Annotated in this window: 18 protein-coding genes; 10 read left to right on the top strand and 8 right to left on the bottom strand. The window is 63.2% G+C overall.

Annotation, left to right across the window (positions count from 1 at the left end):
- Positions 1-216 precede the first annotated feature (216 nt).
- A complete protein-coding gene (locus JAB1_RS13045) occupies positions 217-645 on the top strand; it encodes a thioredoxin family protein (protein ID WP_070280209.1) in 429 nt (142 codons plus the stop codon).
- Positions 646-651: 6 nt separating this feature from the next.
- Here JAB1_RS13045 and JAB1_RS13040 read toward each other — a convergent pair whose 3' ends face one another.
- On the bottom strand, positions 652-2,925 hold the full coding sequence (locus JAB1_RS13040) for a molybdopterin cofactor-binding domain-containing protein (protein ID WP_070280208.1): 2,274 nt from the start codon (positions 2,923-2,925) through the stop codon (positions 652-654).
- Between the two features lie 10 nt (positions 2,926-2,935).
- Positions 2,936-6,073, bottom strand: a complete 3,138-nt coding sequence (locus JAB1_RS13035; protein ID WP_070280207.1) for an EAL domain-containing protein — start codon at positions 6,071-6,073, stop codon at positions 2,936-2,938.
- A gap of 259 nt (positions 6,074-6,332) precedes the next feature.
- Here JAB1_RS13035 and JAB1_RS13030 point away from each other — a divergent pair, with 259 nt between their 5' ends.
- The gene (locus tag JAB1_RS13030; protein ID WP_034779265.1) at positions 6,333-6,839 is read left to right on the top strand and encodes a DUF1993 domain-containing protein; all 507 of its coding nucleotides are present in this window, start codon (positions 6,333-6,335) and stop codon (positions 6,837-6,839) included.
- A 107-nt stretch (positions 6,840-6,946) separates the two neighbouring features.
- Here the strand turns inward: JAB1_RS13030 and JAB1_RS13025 are convergent, their stop codons facing one another.
- The gene (locus JAB1_RS13025; RefSeq protein ID WP_034779267.1) at positions 6,947-7,141 is read right to left on the bottom strand and encodes a DUF1289 domain-containing protein; all 195 of its coding nucleotides are present in this window, start codon (positions 7,139-7,141) and stop codon (positions 6,947-6,949) included.
- Complete coding sequence (locus JAB1_RS13020) at positions 7,141-7,713, bottom strand: DUF1415 domain-containing protein (protein ID WP_070280206.1); 573 nt, start codon at positions 7,711-7,713, stop codon at positions 7,141-7,143. The genes JAB1_RS13025 and JAB1_RS13020 overlap by 1 nt, the downstream gene beginning before the upstream one ends.
- Positions 7,714-8,051: 338 nt before the next feature.
- On the opposite strand from JAB1_RS13020, the gene JAB1_RS13015 reads away from it, so the two are divergent.
- The 5 genes from JAB1_RS13015 to JAB1_RS12995 all read left to right on the top strand — a co-directional run bounded on the left by JAB1_RS13015 (position 8,052) and on the right by JAB1_RS12995 (position 13,020).
- Complete coding sequence (locus tag JAB1_RS13015) at positions 8,052-9,464, top strand: transglycosylase SLT domain-containing protein (RefSeq protein ID WP_034779271.1); 1,413 nt, start codon at positions 8,052-8,054, stop codon at positions 9,462-9,464.
- A gap of 103 nt (positions 9,465-9,567) precedes the next feature.
- Complete coding sequence (gene fabI / locus JAB1_RS13010; protein ID WP_070280205.1) at positions 9,568-10,356, top strand: enoyl-ACP reductase FabI; 789 nt, start codon at positions 9,568-9,570, stop codon at positions 10,354-10,356.
- Positions 10,357-10,428: 72 nt separating this feature from the next.
- Positions 10,429-10,707 (top strand): hypothetical protein, encoded by a 279-nt coding sequence (locus JAB1_RS13005; protein WP_070280204.1) that lies wholly within the window; start codon positions 10,429-10,431, stop codon positions 10,705-10,707.
- Positions 10,708-10,712: 5 nt separating this feature from the next.
- A complete protein-coding gene (locus JAB1_RS13000; RefSeq protein WP_070280203.1) occupies positions 10,713-11,231 on the top strand; it encodes an AlpA family phage regulatory protein in 519 nt (172 codons plus the stop codon).
- Between the two features lie 382 nt (positions 11,232-11,613).
- Complete coding sequence (locus tag JAB1_RS12995; protein ID WP_070280202.1) at positions 11,614-13,020, top strand: DEAD/DEAH box helicase; 1,407 nt, start codon at positions 11,614-11,616, stop codon at positions 13,018-13,020.
- 88 nt (positions 13,021-13,108) lie between these two features.
- Here the strand turns inward: JAB1_RS12995 and JAB1_RS12990 are convergent, their stop codons facing one another.
- The 4 genes from JAB1_RS12990 to JAB1_RS29890 form a co-directional block, all read right to left on the bottom strand.
- Positions 13,109-13,567, bottom strand: a complete 459-nt coding sequence (locus JAB1_RS12990) for an acyl-CoA thioesterase (protein ID WP_034750191.1) — start codon at positions 13,565-13,567, stop codon at positions 13,109-13,111.
- A gap of 84 nt (positions 13,568-13,651) precedes the next feature.
- Positions 13,652-14,020 (bottom strand): hypothetical protein, encoded by a 369-nt coding sequence (locus tag JAB1_RS12985; protein WP_034779283.1) that lies wholly within the window; start codon positions 14,018-14,020, stop codon positions 13,652-13,654.
- 129 nt (positions 14,021-14,149) lie between these two features.
- Entirely contained in the window at positions 14,150-14,287 is a 138-nt protein-coding gene (locus tag JAB1_RS29895; RefSeq protein ID WP_162483240.1) for a hypothetical protein, read from the bottom strand.
- Between the two features lie 234 nt (positions 14,288-14,521).
- A complete protein-coding gene (locus tag JAB1_RS29890) occupies positions 14,522-14,692 on the bottom strand; it encodes a hypothetical protein (RefSeq protein ID WP_175445057.1) in 171 nt (56 codons plus the stop codon).
- Between the two features lie 134 nt (positions 14,693-14,826).
- On the opposite strand from JAB1_RS29890, the gene JAB1_RS12980 reads away from it, so the two are divergent.
- The 3 genes from JAB1_RS12980 (at position 14,827) to JAB1_RS12970 (ending at position 18,332) form a co-directional block, all read left to right on the top strand.
- A complete protein-coding gene (locus JAB1_RS12980; RefSeq protein WP_070280201.1) occupies positions 14,827-16,059 on the top strand; it encodes a glycosyltransferase in 1,233 nt (410 codons plus the stop codon).
- Between the two features lie 187 nt (positions 16,060-16,246).
- The gene (locus JAB1_RS12975; protein WP_070280200.1) at positions 16,247-17,227 is read left to right on the top strand and encodes an EDSAP-1 family PEP-CTERM protein; all 981 of its coding nucleotides are present in this window, start codon (positions 16,247-16,249) and stop codon (positions 17,225-17,227) included.
- Positions 17,228-17,336: 109 nt separating this feature from the next.
- Positions 17,337-18,332, top strand: coding sequence for an EDSAP-1 family PEP-CTERM protein (locus JAB1_RS12970; RefSeq protein ID WP_083299711.1), 996 nt, complete (start codon positions 17,337-17,339; stop codon positions 18,330-18,332).
- Positions 18,333-18,749: the final 417 nt, after the last annotated feature.

Below are 18,749 nucleotides of genomic sequence, written 5' to 3'. Positions count from 1 at the left end.
TGAAAACAGACTGGAGGGGTCAGGCTGCGGGGCCAGGAAACAGCATGGACCAGCGTAATCAGCGCGCAATAACCAGCATTATCCACCAGAAAGGTGTATTGCATCAAAAAACACGGATAAACAAGCCCATGCATTCCCGGGACTGCGGTGGCCGGGCGCGGTAGAATACGCGCATCGGGCGCCCGGCGCCCATCGCCCTACTAACCAGATACGACCATGCACAGCCTGACCCTCACGACCGATAACCGCGCCGACGTCGCGGCAGCCCTGGCCGGCCCGCGCTGGACGGTGGCCTGCCTGTGCGCGCTGTGGTGCGGCACTTGCGGCAGCTACCGCGCCACATTCGAGGAACTGGCCGCGCGCCATCCTGACACCGTCTTCGTCTGGGTCGACATCGAAGACCAGGCCGACGTGGTGGGCGACCTCGACATCGACAACTTCCCCACCCTGCTGATCCAGCACGAGGACAACGTGGCCTTCTTCGGCACCGTGCTGCCCGACGGCGGCCTGGCGCACCGCATGGTGCAGGCGCAGCAGGCGCTCAGCGGGGCTGAACTGGCGGCGCTGGCCACCAGCACGCAGGAGCGGCGCGACTGGCAGCGCGACTGCAATCTGCGCAACCTCCTCGCCGCCACCCTGGCTTGATGTAAATTAACCCAGGCGCAGCGGCAGGCTGCGCAGCCGTTTTCCCGTCAGGATGAACACGGCGTTGGCCACGGCCGGCGCAATCGGCGGCGTACCGGGCTCTCCCACGCCTTCGGGGTGTTCCGCGCTGGCGATGATGACGGTTTCCACCTCGGGCGTTTGCCCCATGCGCAGCACGGGATAGTCGTGGAAGTTAGCCTGCTCGACCTTCCCCTCCTTGAAGGTGATCTCGCCGCCCAGCGCCGCCGACAGGCCAAACAGCACGGCCGACTCCATCTGCTGGGCGATGATGTTCGGATTGACGGCGATGCCGCAATCGATGGCGCACACCACGCGCTGCACGCGGATTTCTCCGTTTTCCACGGACACCTGCGCCACTTGCGCCACGATGCTGCCGAACGACTGGTGCAAGGCCACGCCATGCGCATGGCCGGGCGGAGGCGTTCCCGCCTTGGCAACTGCCGCATCGAGCACAGCCAGGTGGCGCGGGTGCCGCACCAGCATGGCACGGCGGAAAGCAATGCCATCCTGCCCCGCCGCATGGGCCAGTTCGTCGATAAAGCTTTCCTTGAAAAAAGCGTTGTGCGAGTGCCCCACCGAGCGCCAGTAACCGATGGGCACGGGACTGTCCGCGATCACGTGGGCGATGCGCTGGCTGGCAATTTCATACGGCATGTCGAATTCGCCTTCGGCCGTGGTCTTGTCCGGCCCCGCACCGGGCAAGCCGAAATTACGCTGCAAAAACTGGTGCGTGATGGAGCCGCTGACGGATTTGTTGTCCCAGGAAGCGATGCGGCCGTGTTCATCAAGGCGGGCCGCAAAGCGGGCCAGCGCGGCGGGACGGTACATATCGTGCTGCGTATCCTGTTCGCGCGTCCACACCAGCTGCACGGGCGCGCCGCCGCACTGCAGTGCGATGGCCACGGCCTGGGCGATCATGTCCACTTCCAGGCGGCGGCCGAAACCGCCACCGAGCAGCAGCACCTCGATGACGACGTCCTTCGCAGCGACGCCTGCCACTTTCGCCGCCACGTCGACGGCGATGCCGGGCGCCTGCGTCGAGACCCACAGCATCACCTTGCCATCCTTGACTTGCGCGGTGCAATTGACGGGTTCCATGGCGGCGTGCGCAAGGAATGGCGCGCGGTACTCGGCGCTAACCTGCCGCATGCCCTGCACGGCCTTGCTTTCCACCTGGCCGCTGGCGTGATAGGCATAGCCCGCTTCGCTATCGAGCAGGCGGGCAAACTCCGCATACACGCCGGCGCTGGACAAATTCGCCTGCGGGCCGGCCTTCCACTGCGTCGGCAAGGCGGCCGCCGCCTGCCTGGCGCGCCACCAGGTGTCGGCCACCACGGCAACACACGAGACGCTGCGCTGAGCCAGGTGCGGCGTCAGGTCCAGCACCTTTTTCACCCCGGGCATGGCCAGCACGGGCGCCGCGTCGAACGCGGACAGGATATCGCCCAGGCGCGGCGGCAGATGCAGGGCCGCATACAGCATGCCGGGCGGGCGCGCATCGATGCCGAAACGCGCGCTGCCATTGACTTTGGATGGCGTGTCGCGGCGCGGCGCCGGCTGGCCGATCAATTTGAAATCCTTGGGCAGCTTCAGCACGGGCGTGCCCGGGTCGATTGCGGCGGCGCGCTGCGCCAGGCTGGCGTAGCTGGCGCGCCGCCCATCCGGGTGCAGCACTGCGCCATTTTCCGTGCGGCACTGCGCAGCCGGCACCTGCCACAACGCGGCGGCGGCCCCCACCAGCATGGCGCGCGCCGACGCGCCCGCTTCGCGCATGGGACCCCAGCCATCCTTCACGCTCGACGAGCCGCCCGTGACGATCACGCCCAGCTCGCGCGCCGCCTTGGCCACCGTCCACTGGGCCAGCGCTTTTACGCGGCCCTGGTCGTCCGGGTGGAAAGGCAAGCCGTCCTGGAGCATGGCGACATTGCCGAAGATCTTGTCCATGGGCGCCTGGATCAGTTTCACGCTGGACAGCGGCACGTCGAGCTCCTCTGCGACCAGCATCGGCAAGGCCGTGTGCACGCCCTGCCCCATCTCGCTGCGCGGCATGGCCAGGGTCACCGCGCCGTCGGTGCCGATGGCCAGCCAGCCGTTCAGCGCCACGGCGCCATCCTGCAGCGGCAGCGGCACGCTGCCATGCAGGCGCTGGCGCGGCGGCAGCACGCCCCAGCCCAGCACCAGGGCACCCACGCCGGCCACGCCGAGACCCAGGCCGCGGAGCAGGAAGCGGCGGCGCGACGTATTTTTTTCTCCGGCCATGGGATACCCTTTAATTGGTTAGTGGTTGATCCAGCGGGTCGATCCAGCGCTCCAGCATATCCTGTGCCAGCACCGGGCGACTATAAAAATAACCTTGCGCCAGCTTGCAGCCATGGCGCAGCAGGAAAGCCGCCTGCTCTTCCGTCTCCACGCCTTCGGCGATCACGGACAATTGCATGCTCTTGCCCAGCTGGATGATGGCAATCGCAATCGCTTCGTCATTGACGTCCGTCGAGATATCCTTGATGAAGGAGCGGTCGATCTTCAGGGTTTGCACGGGCAGCTGCTTCAGATACGCGAGCGAGGAATAGCCGGTGCCGAAATCGTCGATGGCCAGGCCCACGCCGATGGCGTGCAAGTCGTTGATGAAACCAAGCGCGTCGCCCGTGTTCATGATGACGGACTCCGTCACTTCCAGCTGCAGGCGCTGCGGCTCGAGACCCGTTTCCTTCAGAATGTCGGCCACCATGCCGGCGATGCTGCCCCGCTCGAACTGCTTTACCGACAGATTCACGGCCATCTTCGGCACGTGCAAGCCCTGCGCCTGCCAGCGCATCATCTGGCGGCATGCTTCGTCGAGCACCCATTTGCCCAGCTGGTTGATGAAGCCGCTATCCTCGGCCAGCGGGATGAAGCGCGCGGGCGGCACCAGGCCCAGTTCCGGGTGGTTCCAGCGCACCAGCGCCTCGACGCCGACCAGGCGGCCCGTGTCGATTTCCACCTGCGGCTGGTAATTGAGGAACATCTCGTTCTTTTCCAGCGAACGGCGCAAAAAGGTTTCCAGGCGCAGCCGCTCGACGCCTTCGCCCGTCATCGACGGCGCATAGAAGCGGTAGCCATTGCGCCCGCGCGCCTTGGCCTGGTACATGGCCACGTCGGCATTGCGGATCAACATGTTCAAGTCCAGCGCGTCGTCCGGATACAGGCTGATGCCCACGCTGCAGGTGACGAACAGTTCGTGGTCAGCCACCGTGAACGGCTGGTCGAACATGGTCATCAGCTTTTCCGCCACCTGCGTCGCACCGTACTCGCCGTCGACGCGTTCGAGCAGCACGATGAACTCGTCGCCGCCCAGGCGCGCCAGGGTGTCGCCCTCGCGCAGGCGGGCCGCCAGCTGGCCGGCCACCTTTTGCAGCAGTTCGTCGCCCACATGGTGGCCCAGGGTGTCGTTGACGTTCTTGAAGCGGTCCAGGTCGATGAACAGCACGGCCAGCTGCTCCTGGTCGCGCGCGGCGCGCAGCAAGGCGTGCTGCAGGCGGTCGTGGAACAGCAAACGGTTCGGCAGGGCCGTCAGCGGATCGTGGTGGGCCATGTGGTCGAGCTTTTCCTGCGACTCCTTGATCAGGGTGATGTCGCTGAACACGCCCACGTAATGCGTGGTGCCGGCGCGCGCGTCGCGCACGGCGCTGATCGTCAGCCACTCCAGATACAGCTCGCCATTCTTGCGCTGATGCCAGATTTCGCCGCGCCAGAAGCCGCTGCCCTTCAGCTCGTTCCACATGGCTTCGTAGAACGCAGAGTCGTGGCGCGCCGAGCGGGTCAGCGAAGAGTGCTGGCCCACCGCCTCCGCTTCGGCATAGCCGGTGATCTGCGTGAAGGCGGGATTGACGGTGACGATGATGCCGCTGGCATCGACCACCATCACGCCGTCGGCGATATGTTCGAGCACGGTGGCCGACAGGCGCAGTTTTTCCTCGGCTTCCTTGCGCGCCGTGATGTCGGCATACACCCAAATGCTGCCTTCATTGGGGCGCAGCGGATCGAGCGCGCAGCCGCTGACCAACGCCCAGAACAGGCTGCCGTCGCGGCGCTTGTACTGGCGCTCCTCGCTGAAGTCGCCGCCCATGGCCAGCGCCGGATACTGGCGCTCGCCCGCCTCCTCGAAGTCATACGAACTCATAAACACCATGGCCGTCGAATTACCCGTCATCTCGGCATGCTCGTAGCCGAACAGTTCCTCGCAGCGGCGGTTGACGGAAATGATGCGGCGGTGGCGCACGAACATCACGCCGAACATCACGTTGTCGAGAATCGCGCTCTGCTCCGTCAGCAGCGCTTCGATGCGCATCTCGTGGTGCTTGCGCTGGCTGATGTCGGCAATGATGCCGTCGACCCAGATGACGCCCTGCTCGCCCGCCTGCGGCTGGCCATTCTCGGCCACCCAGCGCTCGATGCCGAAAGCGTCGATGATGCGGTATTCCAGCGCATATGGACGCACCTCGGCCACCGCCTGGCGGACGGCGCGGCGGTGCTCGCGGCGGTCTTCCGGGCAGATCAGGTCGGCCCAGGCATGCGTGGTGCCGCGCATGAACTGGCGCGCCGAATAGCCGGAAATCTCTTCGATGGCATCGCTGACAAAATCGATGGGGCCGTCGGGCCGGTAGCGGAAGACGGCGCCCGGCACCTGCGTGACGATGGTGCGGAAACGCTCTTCGCGCTGGCCCACATCCTCGAACAGCTGGCCGATGGCCGCGCGCATTTGCTCAAGCTGGGCCGTCAGGCGGCCCAGCTCGTCAGTGCTGTGCGAGGTCAGGGGCGTGTCGAAATCGCCGTGCGACAGGCGGTCGGAAAAGCGCGTCAGGCGGCGCAGGGGCTTCAACAGGCGGCGGTTCAGGAACAGCACGATCAGCGCCATCGACACGGCCAGTTGCGCGCCCAGCACGAAAATATAGGAGATCTGCTTTTCGCGCAGCTCCTGCTGGCTGCGCGCATCGTCCATCTCGACGACGACGTGGCCGATGCGTTCGCCGCGCACGAGGATGTCGCGCTCGGCGCGGTACAGATTGCCCACGGGCCGCTGCGGCGCCTGCAGGCGGATGAATTCCGTGTCGCCCTGCCCCAGCACCTTCACCAGCAGCACGGAACGGTCGCGCATCACCGACTCGACCAGCGAATGGGCCGATTCCGCGTTCATGTTCCACAGCGACTCCTGCATGCCCAGCGCCAGGATATCGGCATTGCGCTGCAAGGCTTCGTTCAGGCTGGTGCGCGCCGACTGGCGCTCATGCACGCCGACCAGCACATAGCTGCCGAAGATGGCGGGAACGACGAGGCCGCCAAATACCACCAGCAGCAAGGCGCCATAGATAGACGAGCCGTACAGCACACGCAGGCTGGCGCGCAGGCGCTGGTAAGGTGAATTAAACATGCGGCAACAGGGCAACAGGGATCAGGCGGGCGATCATTGACTTTACAGGGGAATCGGGTGGTGAGGCGGGAAGAAACTTTATCAGGAGCAATTATGCATGGAAAAAGCGGGGGAAGTCACCAATAAACACACGCCAACGGCTACCTCATGTCATATAAACAGGGTTGAAAAACCACACGCCTCCCGGCGCGCCCGGCCGGCGCCAGCAGAAAAGCGCGCAGCTTGCTATCATCGCGCCACTTTACCTAGAGGAACCACCATGACCTTCTCCATCTACTCCGCTTCGATCCCCGTCTTCAAACAGATCCTGGGCAGCCTGGCCGCCATCCTGGACAAGGCGGAAACGCACGCGCAAGACAAGAAAATCGACCCGAACGCCCTGCTGCAATTCCGCCTGTTCCCGGACATGCTGCCGTTCGTGCGCCAGATCCAGATCGCCACCGACTTCGCCAAGGGCTGCGGCGCGCGCCTGGCCGGCGTGGCCGTGCCACCGTATGAAGACAGCGAACAGAGCTTTGCGGAACTGAAAGCGCGCATCGTGAAAACCATCGCTTTCCTGGAAAGCCTGCCGCAAGCGGACATCGACGGCAGCGAAACGCGCGCCATCACCACCGGCAGCGGCGAAAAGACCAAGCACTTCACGGGCCAGACCTATCTGTTCCACTACGCGCTGCCGCACTTCTTCTTCCACGCGACGACGGCGTACGACATCCTGCGCCACAATGGCATTGAAGTGGGTAAAAAGGATTTTATTGGTAGCTACTGATCGTTAGCGCCAAAAGTACCGGGGTCAGTTCCTTCGGAATCGAAATGCTTCCCATTGGGAAGCATTCCCCCGTCTGGTCTGACCCCGACAGTTGCAGCTGGGTTAAATCAAGTATTCCGGCGCGGATACCCCTGCGCCAGAATCCTCACCCACACCACTTCCTTCTCTTCATCCGTCATCGACACCCAGTGGGCCACTTCCACTACGCTGCGGCCGCAGCCGCGGCAGATTTCATCAAAGGTTGTCGAGCACACGGCCACACAGGGCGTGTCTGGACGCGGCGGCAATTCCTTGTCCGCCATCAGGACACCTTCGGCAAGCCGAGCTTTTCCCAGCCTTCGGTGCCCAACGCTTCCAGCGTGGCAATATTCTTGTCAAAGATTTCCGACGCTTCCGGGAACGCCTCGACGGCGCGCTCGATGCTGTCTTCGCGCAGCAGGTGCAGGGTCGGGTACGGCGAGCGGTTGGTGTAGTTGCTGATGTCGTCCTCGAACGTTTCGGCAAACTGGTAATTCGGATGGAAACTGGCCACTTGCAGTTCGCCGGCCAGGTGCATGTCTTCCACGGCCGCGTCGGCCACGTCGAGAAACTCGTTGTAGTCGAGGAAATCGTTCAAGGTGTACGGATGGATCAGCAGGGTCGTGTCGATCTGTTCGGGATCCGTGTCGGCCAGGGTTTGCAGCTCGTCCATCAGCATCGCCAGCAGATCTTCCGGATTGCCCGATTCGCACACCACATAACGGATCTGCTTCTTGACGTGCACGGCCTTGGCGAACGGGCACAGGTTCAGGCCGATCACGGCCTTTTCCAGCCAGGCAACGGTATTGGCGATGATGACGGCGTTGTCGTCTTCGTGGCGCGGCGGGGTGTTCATATACTTGACTCTCTATTAATAAGGCGGCCGGCGGCTGAATGGCCGGCCAAAGCCAAATTGTACGCACTTTTGCGCAGCCTCATACCGGGCGCCATCCAGGCTTGCGCCAGCCTCTTCCCCATGTATGCTATAACAGCGGCCGAATCACGCATCGGGCAAATTAAATTTGCAATAATGACAGCATTTGCGAATGGAAACTCAGCCGTTACCCACTTATTGCCGCTTATTTCCTGTCATCATGCTGACATAATTCTTGACTCCGGCATGTGGATATACGTACACTCGCTGCTTGATCATGGGTCTGTCCGATGTTTCTCCGACGACAACAATGGAACACTATGCACGAAAACTCCTTTAAATCTACCGTCCTGGCGGCGTTGGCCCTGGCGCTTGCGCCCGCCCTCAGCCAGGCGTACGAAGCCGGTGTTGAGAGCGATAACGCGCCAGTCGCCGCCGCCGCACCCGCCCTGATCCCGATGACCGCCCAGGTCACGGCGAAACTCCCCACTCTCGACAACCGCCTGCAAAAGACCGACCGTCTGCTGAAAAACCTCAGCGACAATTCCGATCCGCTGCGCGAAGCCGACGTCTGGGGCCGCATCCGCAGCGGCTATGCGATTCCCGACATCAACAACCAGCTGGTGGCGAACCACGTCAACTGGTACGCCACCCGCCCCGACTACATCGCCCGCACCACGGCGCGCGCATCGCGCTACATCTTCCACGTGGTGCAGGAACTGGAAAAGCGCGGCATGCCGACGGAACTGGCCTTGCTGCCGTTCATCGAGTCCGCCTTCAACCCGCAAGCATTCTCCAGCGCCAATGCGGCCGGCATGTGGCAATTCGTGCCCGCCACCGGGCGTGATTTCAACCTCAAGCAAAACATGTTCAAGGACGAGCGCCGCGGCGTGCTGGCCTCGACCGATGCGGCCCTGACCTACCTGCAGCGCCTGTATGACATGTTTGGCGACTGGCAACTGGCCCTGGCCGCCTATAACTGGGGCGAAGGCTCCGTGCAGCGCGCCATCAAGAAAAACCAGGCGCTGGGCAAGCCGACCGACTTCGAAAGCCTGGCCGACCTGATGCCGGCCGAAACGCGCAACTACGTGCCGAAACTGCAAGCGGTGAAAAACATCATCGCCAATCCAGCCCAGTTCGGCCTGACCCTGCCCGTGGTCGACAACCAGCCGTATTTCACGGCCATCGACAAGACCAGCGACATCGACATCACCGTTGCCGCCCAGCTGGCCGAGCTGTCAATGGATGAATTCAAGGCCTTGAATCCGCAATTTAACCGCCCCGTCATCATCGGCGGCGAAAAGACCAAGATTCTATTGCCACAGGAAAACGCCGCCAAGTTCACCACCAACCTGGCGCAATGGGGCCATGCCTTGTCCAGCTGGACGACGCACAAGATCACCAATGCGCGCGAACGCATCGAAACCCTGGCGTCGAAATTCGGCACCACGGCCGACGTGCTGCGCCAGGCCAACAATATTCCCCAGCGCACCAGCCTGCGCGCCGGCTCCACCATCCTCGTGCCGAAAACTTCGGCCACGATGAACAAGGACATCACCCAGGAAATCGCCGACAGCGCCACCATGCTGCTGGAAGCGGACCGTCCGGAACGGGCCGCCAAGGCACTGCGCCGCGCCGCCAAGGGTGGCAAGGTGCAAGCCGCGCCAATTTCCCTGGTGAAACCGCGCATCCAGCGCGGCGGTGGCAACAGTCGCGCCAAGGCCCGTCACTGATCGCCTGAGCTGTATTGACCTACCTCACCGGCCGCCACAGCTTTGCTGTCGCGGCCGGTTGTACATCCGCCCACCCCGCCCACCTACCCAGACAGGAGTCGTCATGGCTTTCTTGCAAGGCAAAAAAATCCTCATCACGGGCTTGCTGTCGAACCGCTCCATCGCCTATGGCATCGCCAAGGCTTGCCACCGCGAAGGCGCCACCCTCGCCTTCACGTATGTGGGTGTACGCTTCAAGGAACGCATCACGGAATTTGCGGCGGAATTCGGCAGCGAACTGGTATTCGACTGCGACGTTTCCAGCGATGAACAGATCAGCGCCGTCTTCAGCGACCTGGCGCGCCACTGGGAACATCTCGATGGCCTGGTGCACGCCATCGGTTTTGCACCGCGCGAAGCGATCGCCGGCGACTTCCTCGATGGCCTGTCGCGCGACAGCTTCCGTATCGCGCACGACATTTCCGCCTACAGCTTTCCCGCCATGGCCAAGGCCGCCCTGCCCCTGCTGCACCCGGGCGCTTCGGTGCTGACCCTGACCTACCTGGGCGCCGTGCGCGCCGTGCCCTACTACAACACCATGGGCCTGGCCAAGGCGTCGCTGGAAGCATCCGTGCGCTACCTGGCCGAATCGCTGGGTCCGCGCGGCATCCGCGCCAACGGCATCTCGGCCGGCCCCATCAAGACCCTGGCCGCTTCCGGCATCAAGGATTTCAGCAAACTCCTGGGCTTTGTGGCCGAACACGCCCCGCTGCGCCGCAACGTCACCATCGAGGAAGTGGGCAACACGGCCGCCTTCCTGCTGTCCGACCTGGCCTCGGGCATCACGGGCGAGATTACCTACGTCGACGGCGGCTTTTCGCAAGTGATGGCCGTCAATCCCGAAGTAGAGTAATGCGGTGGCGGCCGATATTCTGCGGTTGTCACTTGACAACCGCAAAATATCGACCTACATTGGAGGCATCGCATGGCGCGCTCCCCGCATCCGAAGAAGGACATCGAAGCGGCGCTGCGCCACGCGGAAAGCCAGGGCTGGCGCGTGGAAACGGGTGGCAGCCATGCCTGGGGCAAGATCTACTGCCCGTACAACGATGCCGGCTGCCGTTGCGGCGAATTCTGCATCGCCTGCATCTGGAGCACGCCGAAAAATCCCGGCAACCATGCGCGGGCGATACGGCGGGTGGTCGACAACTGCACTTTCAATAAGCTGATGCACGACTGCATGCAACGCAAATCCAGGGGGTAGCCATCATGGATTACATCTTTACTCTCAAATACCGCCTGCCCGATAACGAAACCGACCTCGATGCGCTGACCGAGCGCCTGGGCGGCGGCTGCGACGATGCCCTGGCCGGCATCGGGCAAGCGGGACGCCTGGCGCTGGAATTCACGCGCGAGGCCAGCAATGCCAGCGAAGCACTGCTGAGCGCCATGGCCGATGTGAAAGCCATCGTGCCCGGGGCCGTGCTGGTCGAGGCCGCCCCCGACTTCGTGGGACTGACGGACGTGGCGCAGGTGCTGGGCTTGTCTCGCCAAAACCTGCACAAGCTGATGAACAAACACCGCCACAACTTCCCCGCGCCCGTGCATGAGGGCAGCGCCACCATCTGGCACCTGGCCGACGTGCTGGCCTGGCTGCAGGCCAAGGGGACTTACCAGCTGGAACGCAGCCTGGTCGACGTGGCGCAAGCGGCCCGGCAAATCAACCTGGCCAGGGAAACGCGACAGGCGCCGCCGCTGCCCGCCGACATCGTGGCCATGCTCCATTAAACGGAAGAAAACTACGTATTCTTACTGATTTCACATAGGAAACATGATCAAAACGTGGTAGGACTGTCGTTTCTTCCCATTTAAGCCGTGCAAAACGGCTGCAAATACGGTATAGTGTCGTTGTGCGCTGCAATATGTTTCCTTGAAGCGATGGCAACACCGCAGTTACATGCACTACAAACTTAGCAGCTTCGCAAGCCTTAGCGCATCCACAGGATGCCGCTTATAAAGCCCTCCCGCCTTGTGTGTCGCACCTGACACCGTCCCGGCGCAAAGCTTTTGTGCCGAAATTTCTTTCTAGTTGAGTCATTTCGTTTTGGTTGGCGTTGCTATTTTGCGTTCTGCTTTTTGCAAGAACGCTGATTTTCACGAAAGAAAAAGAATGACATTTGAATCCTTAGGCCTGCATCCGTCCATCATCGCCGCTCTGACCGAATCGGGCTACACCGCGCCAACCGCGGTACAGTCGCAAGCGATTCCAGCCGCGATCGAAGGCCGTGACCTGCTGGTCTCGTCGCAGACCGGTTCGGGCAAGACGGCAGCTTTCATGCTGCCATCGCTGCACAAACTGGCCAGCGCCGAACAAAGCGCCGCCGGCAAGACGCCGAACCAGGAAATGCAAGCATCGCGCGCCCGCGGCGAGCGTCCACGTTTCAAGGCTGCCCAGCCAAAAATTCTGGTGCTGACGCCAACGCGCGAACTGGCCCTGCAAGTGACCACCAATACCGACAAGTACAGCACCGGCATCCGCCGCATCAAGGCTGTGTCGATCCTGGGCGGCATGCCTTACCCTAAACAGATGCAATTGCTGGCCAAGAATCCTGAGATCCTGGTCGCTACCCCCGGCCGTCTGATCGACCACATGGACTCGGGCAAGATCGACTTCTCGCAACTGGAAATCCTGGTGCTGGACGAAGCCGACCGCATGCTGGACATGGGTTTCATCGACGACATCGAAAAGATCGTGGAAGCGACGCCGGAAGGCCGTCAAACCATGCTGTTCTCGGCAACGCTGGACGGCGTCGTCGGCAACATGGCTCGCCGCATCACGAAGAACCCGCTGGTCATCCAGGTGGCAAGCTCGAGCAACAAGCATGAAAACATCACCCAGCGCGTTCACTTCGTCGACGACCTGTCGCACAAGAATCGCCTGCTGGACCACCTGCTGCGCGACGAATCGCTGGACCAGGCTGTTGTGTTTACCGCCACCAAGCGTGACGCCGACACCATCGCCGACCGTCTGAACATCGCCGGCTTCTCGGCTGCCGCCTTGCACGGCGACATGCATCAGGGCGCGCGTAACCGCACCCTGGACGGCATGCGCCGCGGCCAGGTCAAGGTGCTGGTTGCCACCGACGTTGCCGCCCGCGGCATCGACGTGCCAACGATCACCCACGTGTTCAACTACGATCTGCCGAAGTTCCCGGAAGACTACGTCCACCGCATCGGCCGTACCGGCCGCGCTGGCCGCAATGGCCTGGCCATCTCGCTGGTGAACCACGCTGAAGGCATGAACGTCAAGCGTATCGAACGCTTCACCAAGCAATTGATCCCGGTCAATGTCATCGAAGGTTTCGAGCCTAAGAAAACGGCATCGGCTCCACGTTCGAGCGCCCGTCCAGGCGGCTGGAAACCAGGCGACAACCGTGGCGGCGCGAAGCCAGGTCAACGCACGTTCAGCAAGCCAGGCGCACCACGCAAAGACGGCGCACCGAGCACCGGCGGCGGCTACAAGGGTTCCAACCCGCGCAGCACCGACGGCGCACGCCGCAGCTACGGCGACCGTTAATCACGGCGCCATGCCGCCCACGGGCGGCAAGCAATAAAAAACGGCCACCAGATCGCTCTGGTGGCCGTTTTTTTATGTCCGCAACGACTTATTTCTTCGACACTTTCTGGCGCGAAAGCTTGCGCAGCTTGGCCTGCTCGAAGCGCGCGTGCTGTTCCGGCGTTTCCAGTACCAGCGGCGGCACGGCCACCGGTTTGCGGTTGGCATCCACAGCCACCATCGTGAAATAGCAGCTGTTGGCGTGGCGTACCAGGCGCTGCTGGATGTTTTCCGTCACCACGCGGATACCCACTTCCATCGACGTCGTGCCCGTGTAATTGATCGACGCGAGGAACGTCACCAGTTCGCCCACGTGGATAGGCTGCAGGAACATCACCTGGTCCACCGACAGGGTCACCACATAGCTGCCCGAATAGCGGCTGGCGCAGGCATAGGCGACGCTGTCGAGGTATTTCAGGATGGTGCCGCCGTGCACGTTGCCGGAAAAATTGGCCATATCGGGCGTCATCAAGACCGTCATCGTCAGTTCGTGGGCCGACCAGTTCATCGCGCTGTCCAAAGTATTCTCCAAAGGGGGAAATTAAAAGTGAGGGGAGATGTGAAAACCGGCCACGAGGGCCGGTTGTGAGCCTTACAGACCCAGGGTGTCGATGTCGGCCAGCGACTCGCGGCCCTTGTCGGAAATGTCGTAGCCTTCGCCTTCGGCGCGCGCCACGATGTGGGCTTTCTTGCCCAGGAAGTAAGCCACATCCGATTCCAGCTTGGTCAGGGGATCAGTGGCGACGGCGCGCAGCCCCATGATGCAGCGGCGCAGGAACAGCAGTTGCTGTGCTTTCTCGGTGATGGACAGACGGCCATCGCGTGCATAGCTGAGCAGCTTCAGGCCGGACAGGCGCTTGGCATTGCGGGCAACGCAAGCGCTGGGGCGCTCGGTCTTGATGCCGCGTGCAACTTGCTCCAGCGCGTCATATTCATCGGTTGTTAATTTCTCGTTCTTCATTACTTTTCCATAAAAGGCCAGGTGTTCGGCCCCCATGGTACGCGCCCCGCTGCGCATCGGCAACAGGCAACGTGAATCAGTCACCGCCCGCGCGGCGGACGGCTGACTGGAAGACGGGCAGGACAGCCCTTATTTATAGTTGCGCAGCAGCAGCCAGGCCAGGCCGCAACCCGCCACGGCGCCCGCCAGGGCCAGCGCCACGAGGTTTTTGCTGGTCATCACAGGCCGCCGGCCCAGGTAGATTTTGTTATGCAAGGAATTGCCCATGATGGTCTCCTGTACAAGAATTTTTATGATGTCTCATTATAAGAACAGAATCGTGACGGCCGCATGACACTCGACAGTTAGAGTTTGATTTGTATCCACTCGGCAACATTTATTGACGTTTTTGTTGTTTAAATGGCGTGGCGCCGGCGGCCACCGCGCAGTCCATTTCCGATCGGAAATAAACACGGCGCACATCTCCCCGTCACCGCCATGTCGGCGGCGCACCGCGCCCCGTCACTGCATTTTCACGGGCGGTGGCGGCGGCGTCGGTTCCTCGACGGGCACGGGCTCGATGTGGGGCGGCGTTTCCGGCGGCGGCGTGACGGGATCGCCTTCCGGCGGCGGCATATCGGGTTCGGGCGTGCTGTGCGCACGCAACAGGGCAGGACGGAATTGGGTTTGCATGTGACCTCCTTTGCCCCACTCTAGCCGATGCGGCCAAATCCTGGCGCCCGCCAGTGGCACGCGACGGGGGAACTAAACGGCGTGGCGCCACTCCAACCTGGCAGGTCTCTCTCCTGCGAGTGCAAGCGATCCCCATGGCGCGCAAGAAAATCCTCTTTATGGCCGAGGCAGTGACCCTGGCCCACGTTGGCCGCCCCCTGAGCCTGGCCCAGGGACTCGACGAGGACAAATATGAGGTGCATTTTGCCTGCGCCGATGGCTATGACTTTTGTTTCAAGCAAGCCTCCTTCCGGCGCTGGCGCATCGATAGCATTTCATCGCTGCAATTCCTGCAGGCGCTGGCCCACGGCAAGCCTGTCTACACGGAAAGCACCCTGCACGCGTACGTGGAAGACGACTTGCGCCTGCTCAATGCGGTCCAGCCCGATCTCGTGATCGGCGACTTCCGCCTGTCGCTGTCGGTCAGCGCGCGCCTGCAGCGCATTCCCTACATTACGCTCAGCAATGCCTATTGGAGTCCGTACGTGCGCCAGCACTACACGGTGCCCAGCCTGCCCCTGACAAGCCTGCTGCCGATCTGGCTGGCCGCCCCCCTGTTCCGCCTGATCCGCCCGCTGGCCTTCGCCTCGCATGCCGTGCCCCTGAACCGCGTGCGCCGCCGCCATGGCCTGCCATCCTTGGGCAGCGACTTGCGGCGCATCTATACGGATGCCGACCGCACCTTGTATGCGGATATTCCGCAACTGTTCCCGCCGCACGCCATGCCGTCCACGCACGACTACCTGGGCGCCATCATCTGGGCGCCGCCGCTCGACTTGCCGGACTGGTGGCAGCGTCCGGAACTGAGCAGCGGACGGCCCATCATCTATGTCACCCTGGGCAGTTCCGGCCAGGGGCAATTGCTGCCGCGCGTGCTGCGCGCGCTGGCGCCCCTGCCTGTCACCGTATTGGCAGCCACGGCCGGCACCATCCGCGTCGACGCCGTGCCGCCGAATGCCTATGTCGCGCCCTTTCTGCCGGGCGATGTGGCCGCACGGCGCGCCAGCCTGGTGATCTGCAACGGCGGCAGCCCCACCAGCCAGCAGGCGCTGACGGCGGGCGTACCCGTCATCGGTATCGCCGGCAACCTCGATCAATTCCTCAACATGCACGGCATCACGGGGGCCGGGGCCGGCCTGCTGCTGCGCGCCGACCGCTTCCAGGAAACCGCCCTGCGCCATGCCGCCACGCGCATGCTCGACGATGGCAGGGCCAAGCTGGCGGCGCGCCAGCTGGCCACGGCCATGCGCGACTATGTGCCAGGGCAACGCTTGCTACCCCATCTGCACGCCCTGCTGGGCTCGTTGCCTCTAGGCAGCCAGCCTTGACGGGCAGCGTCGGTTTTTCTTACAGCGAGTCCGGCAAAGCCTGCACCGCATCAACAAAAACACGCCAAGTCATTGATTTCAAAAGGGCCTCATGCGTTGGCATGGAAGTCGCTAGGTACTGGCCATGAGCACCTGCCGACAGGACTCAGCAAGACTTCCAGACTCACTCAACCACGAGGTGAATACAATGAAACTCTCGAAACTGAAACTGCTCCCGGCCGCAGCGGCACTGGCCATGCTGTGCGCCGCAGGTAGCGCACAGGCGGGCGCCTACGGCTATTCCTACAACAACATCTTCGGCCTTGTGATCGGCGTGCCAACGGGTCAGATCACGGTGGCCAACAGCACCACCATCTCGCGCAGCACGGCCACCCTGAATGGGGTAAGCGTCATCAATGGCGGCGCCGGCTCGCTCGATGCCCTCCGCGCCAACGTCGGCGCCGTCACCAAAGGCGAGAACGACTTCACGCAGCAAGGCCCCACCAACACCTATTCGCGCGGCGATGCGCAGATCGTCAGCACGCAGTTCCCTTCGTTCCCGCCCGGCTCCACCTCCACCCAGGTGGTGAACGTGGCCGAAGCCCACCTGGACGGCCCCGCCGGCACGGCCGATGCGTCCGGGCGCAATGGCTCGACCACGGGCTTCTCCGTCGATTTCATCGTCGGTTCGCCCACGGCAACGCTGAGCTTTGATTTCCTGGCCTCGCCCTTCATGCAGGTCTTCCTGCAAAGCACGGTCGGGCAGCTGTCCACCGCCACGGCCAATCTGGTCGTCACCTTCACCATCACGGATGCGACCGGCGCAACGGTGTTCAACTGGACGCCCGATGGCGTGATCGGCTCGGGCATCTCGGGCGGCACGGAAAACGCCGATGGCGCCAACCTGAACACCAGCCTGGCGACCAATTTCCTCACGCGCGGCAATCTGTTCACCTACGACCCATCCGGCTGCGGCACGCCCACGGGCACCGGTGTCGGCACCGCGTGCGGCAGCAACTTCAGCTCCGTCAGCAATGCTTTGACAGCCGGCAACTACACCTTGACCCTGAATGCGGTGGAAAGCGTGGATCTGGTGAAACAGGCCGCGCCTGAGCCCGGCACCCTGGCTCTGCTGGGCCTGGGTCTGGCTGGCCTGGGCTATGCCCGTCGCCGCAAGGTTGCCGCCTGAACCAGGCAACAGGGGGATTCACAGGCGGGGAGGCTCTCCTCGCCTTTTTTATGTAGCAAGCCTGTCGGTTTTCCTTACAACGCGGCCGATCAGGAGATGAGGATTTTTCATGACGACATTTTCTTGCACCCGACTGCCAACGGTCTTGTTCGCCTTTCTGCTGCTGGCCAGCAGCGGCACCGCCAGCGCCGCCGCCTACGGCTATTCGTACACCAGTGTCTTTGGCCTGGTCATCAGCAATCCCTCCGGCTCCGTCTCCCTGCTCAGCAACATCGACCTGTCGCGCACCACCGCCACGCTCAACGGCAGCAGCATCATCAACGGCGGCAGCAATGAGATCGACGCGCCGCAAGCGACACGCGGCGCCGTCACCAAGGGAGAAAACGACTTTACCCGGCAAGGCATGGGCAATGCCTCGTATGCGCGCGGCGAGGCGCAAATCGTCACCTCGCAAATCCCCCCCTTTCCACCGGGCTCGACCAGCACACACACCGTAAACGCGGCAGAAACCTTCCTGGCGGGCGGCGGCAGCGCCGACGCCTCGGGACGCAATGGTTCCAGCACCGCGATGACCGTCAATTTTGTCGTCGGCCAACCGGGCGCAACCATGGCCTTCGACTTCCAGGCCCTGCCCTTCATGCAGCTGTACCTGGACGCCTTGGCCGGCACAGGCTCGGCGGCCACCACGAATATGGCGATGACGTTTAGCATCATCGATGAACATGGCCAGATCGTCTTCAGCTGGGCGCCCGACGGCAACCTCGGCTCCGGCATCCTGGGCGGCACCGAACTGGCCGATGCCGCCAACCTCAATACCGGCTACGCGCAAACGCCGCTCACCAGCGGCAGCATGTTCACCTACGACCCCAGCGGCTGCGGCGCACCCACAGGCACCGGCATCGGCACGACGTGCGGCGGGCAGTACAGTGCCGTCACGGATCACCTGGTGGCGGGCAACTACACGCTGGTGTTAAACATGCTGAACAGTTCCGAACTGGTCTACGTGCCAGGCGTCACGCCAGTGGCGCTGCCGGGAACCTTGCCGCTATTGGCGGCTGGCCTGGCAGCGCTGGCCAGCCTGGCGCCACGGCGCCGACAAGGCTGAGGCGCGCGCATGGCGTCACGCGCGCCTTACTGCCCCGCCGTTGGCGCCACCAGCAAGTCTTGCAGCGGACGGCGCAGCGAGCGCGCACTGGCCGCCGGCCCGGCGCCTATGCGCCCGAGAAACACGGCCCGCTCAACCGCCGTGGCGCCCAGCACGGCCTGGCATTGCGCGGCCAGCTCCTGCGCCAGCTCCTGCATGCCATCGGTGCGCGAAAAAGTGCGCCGTTCGCGCACATAGCGGGCAAAGATCAGCGGCGTCAATTCCGGCNGCAATTGCAGGCCCAGCTGCGTGGCCGCGCCATGCAGCGCTTCTGGCTGACGGCCACGCAGCTGGGCCTGCAATTGCAGCCGGAATTGACGCCGCTGATCTTTGCCCGCTATGTGCGCGAACGGCGCACTTTTTCGCGCACCGATGGCA

Source organism: Janthinobacterium sp. MP5059B (assembly GCF_001758645.1).
In the GTDB taxonomy this organism is placed as follows: domain Bacteria; phylum Pseudomonadota; class Gammaproteobacteria; order Burkholderiales; family Burkholderiaceae_D; genus Janthinobacterium; species Janthinobacterium lividum.
This window is presented reverse-complemented; position numbering and strand designations above follow the sequence as displayed.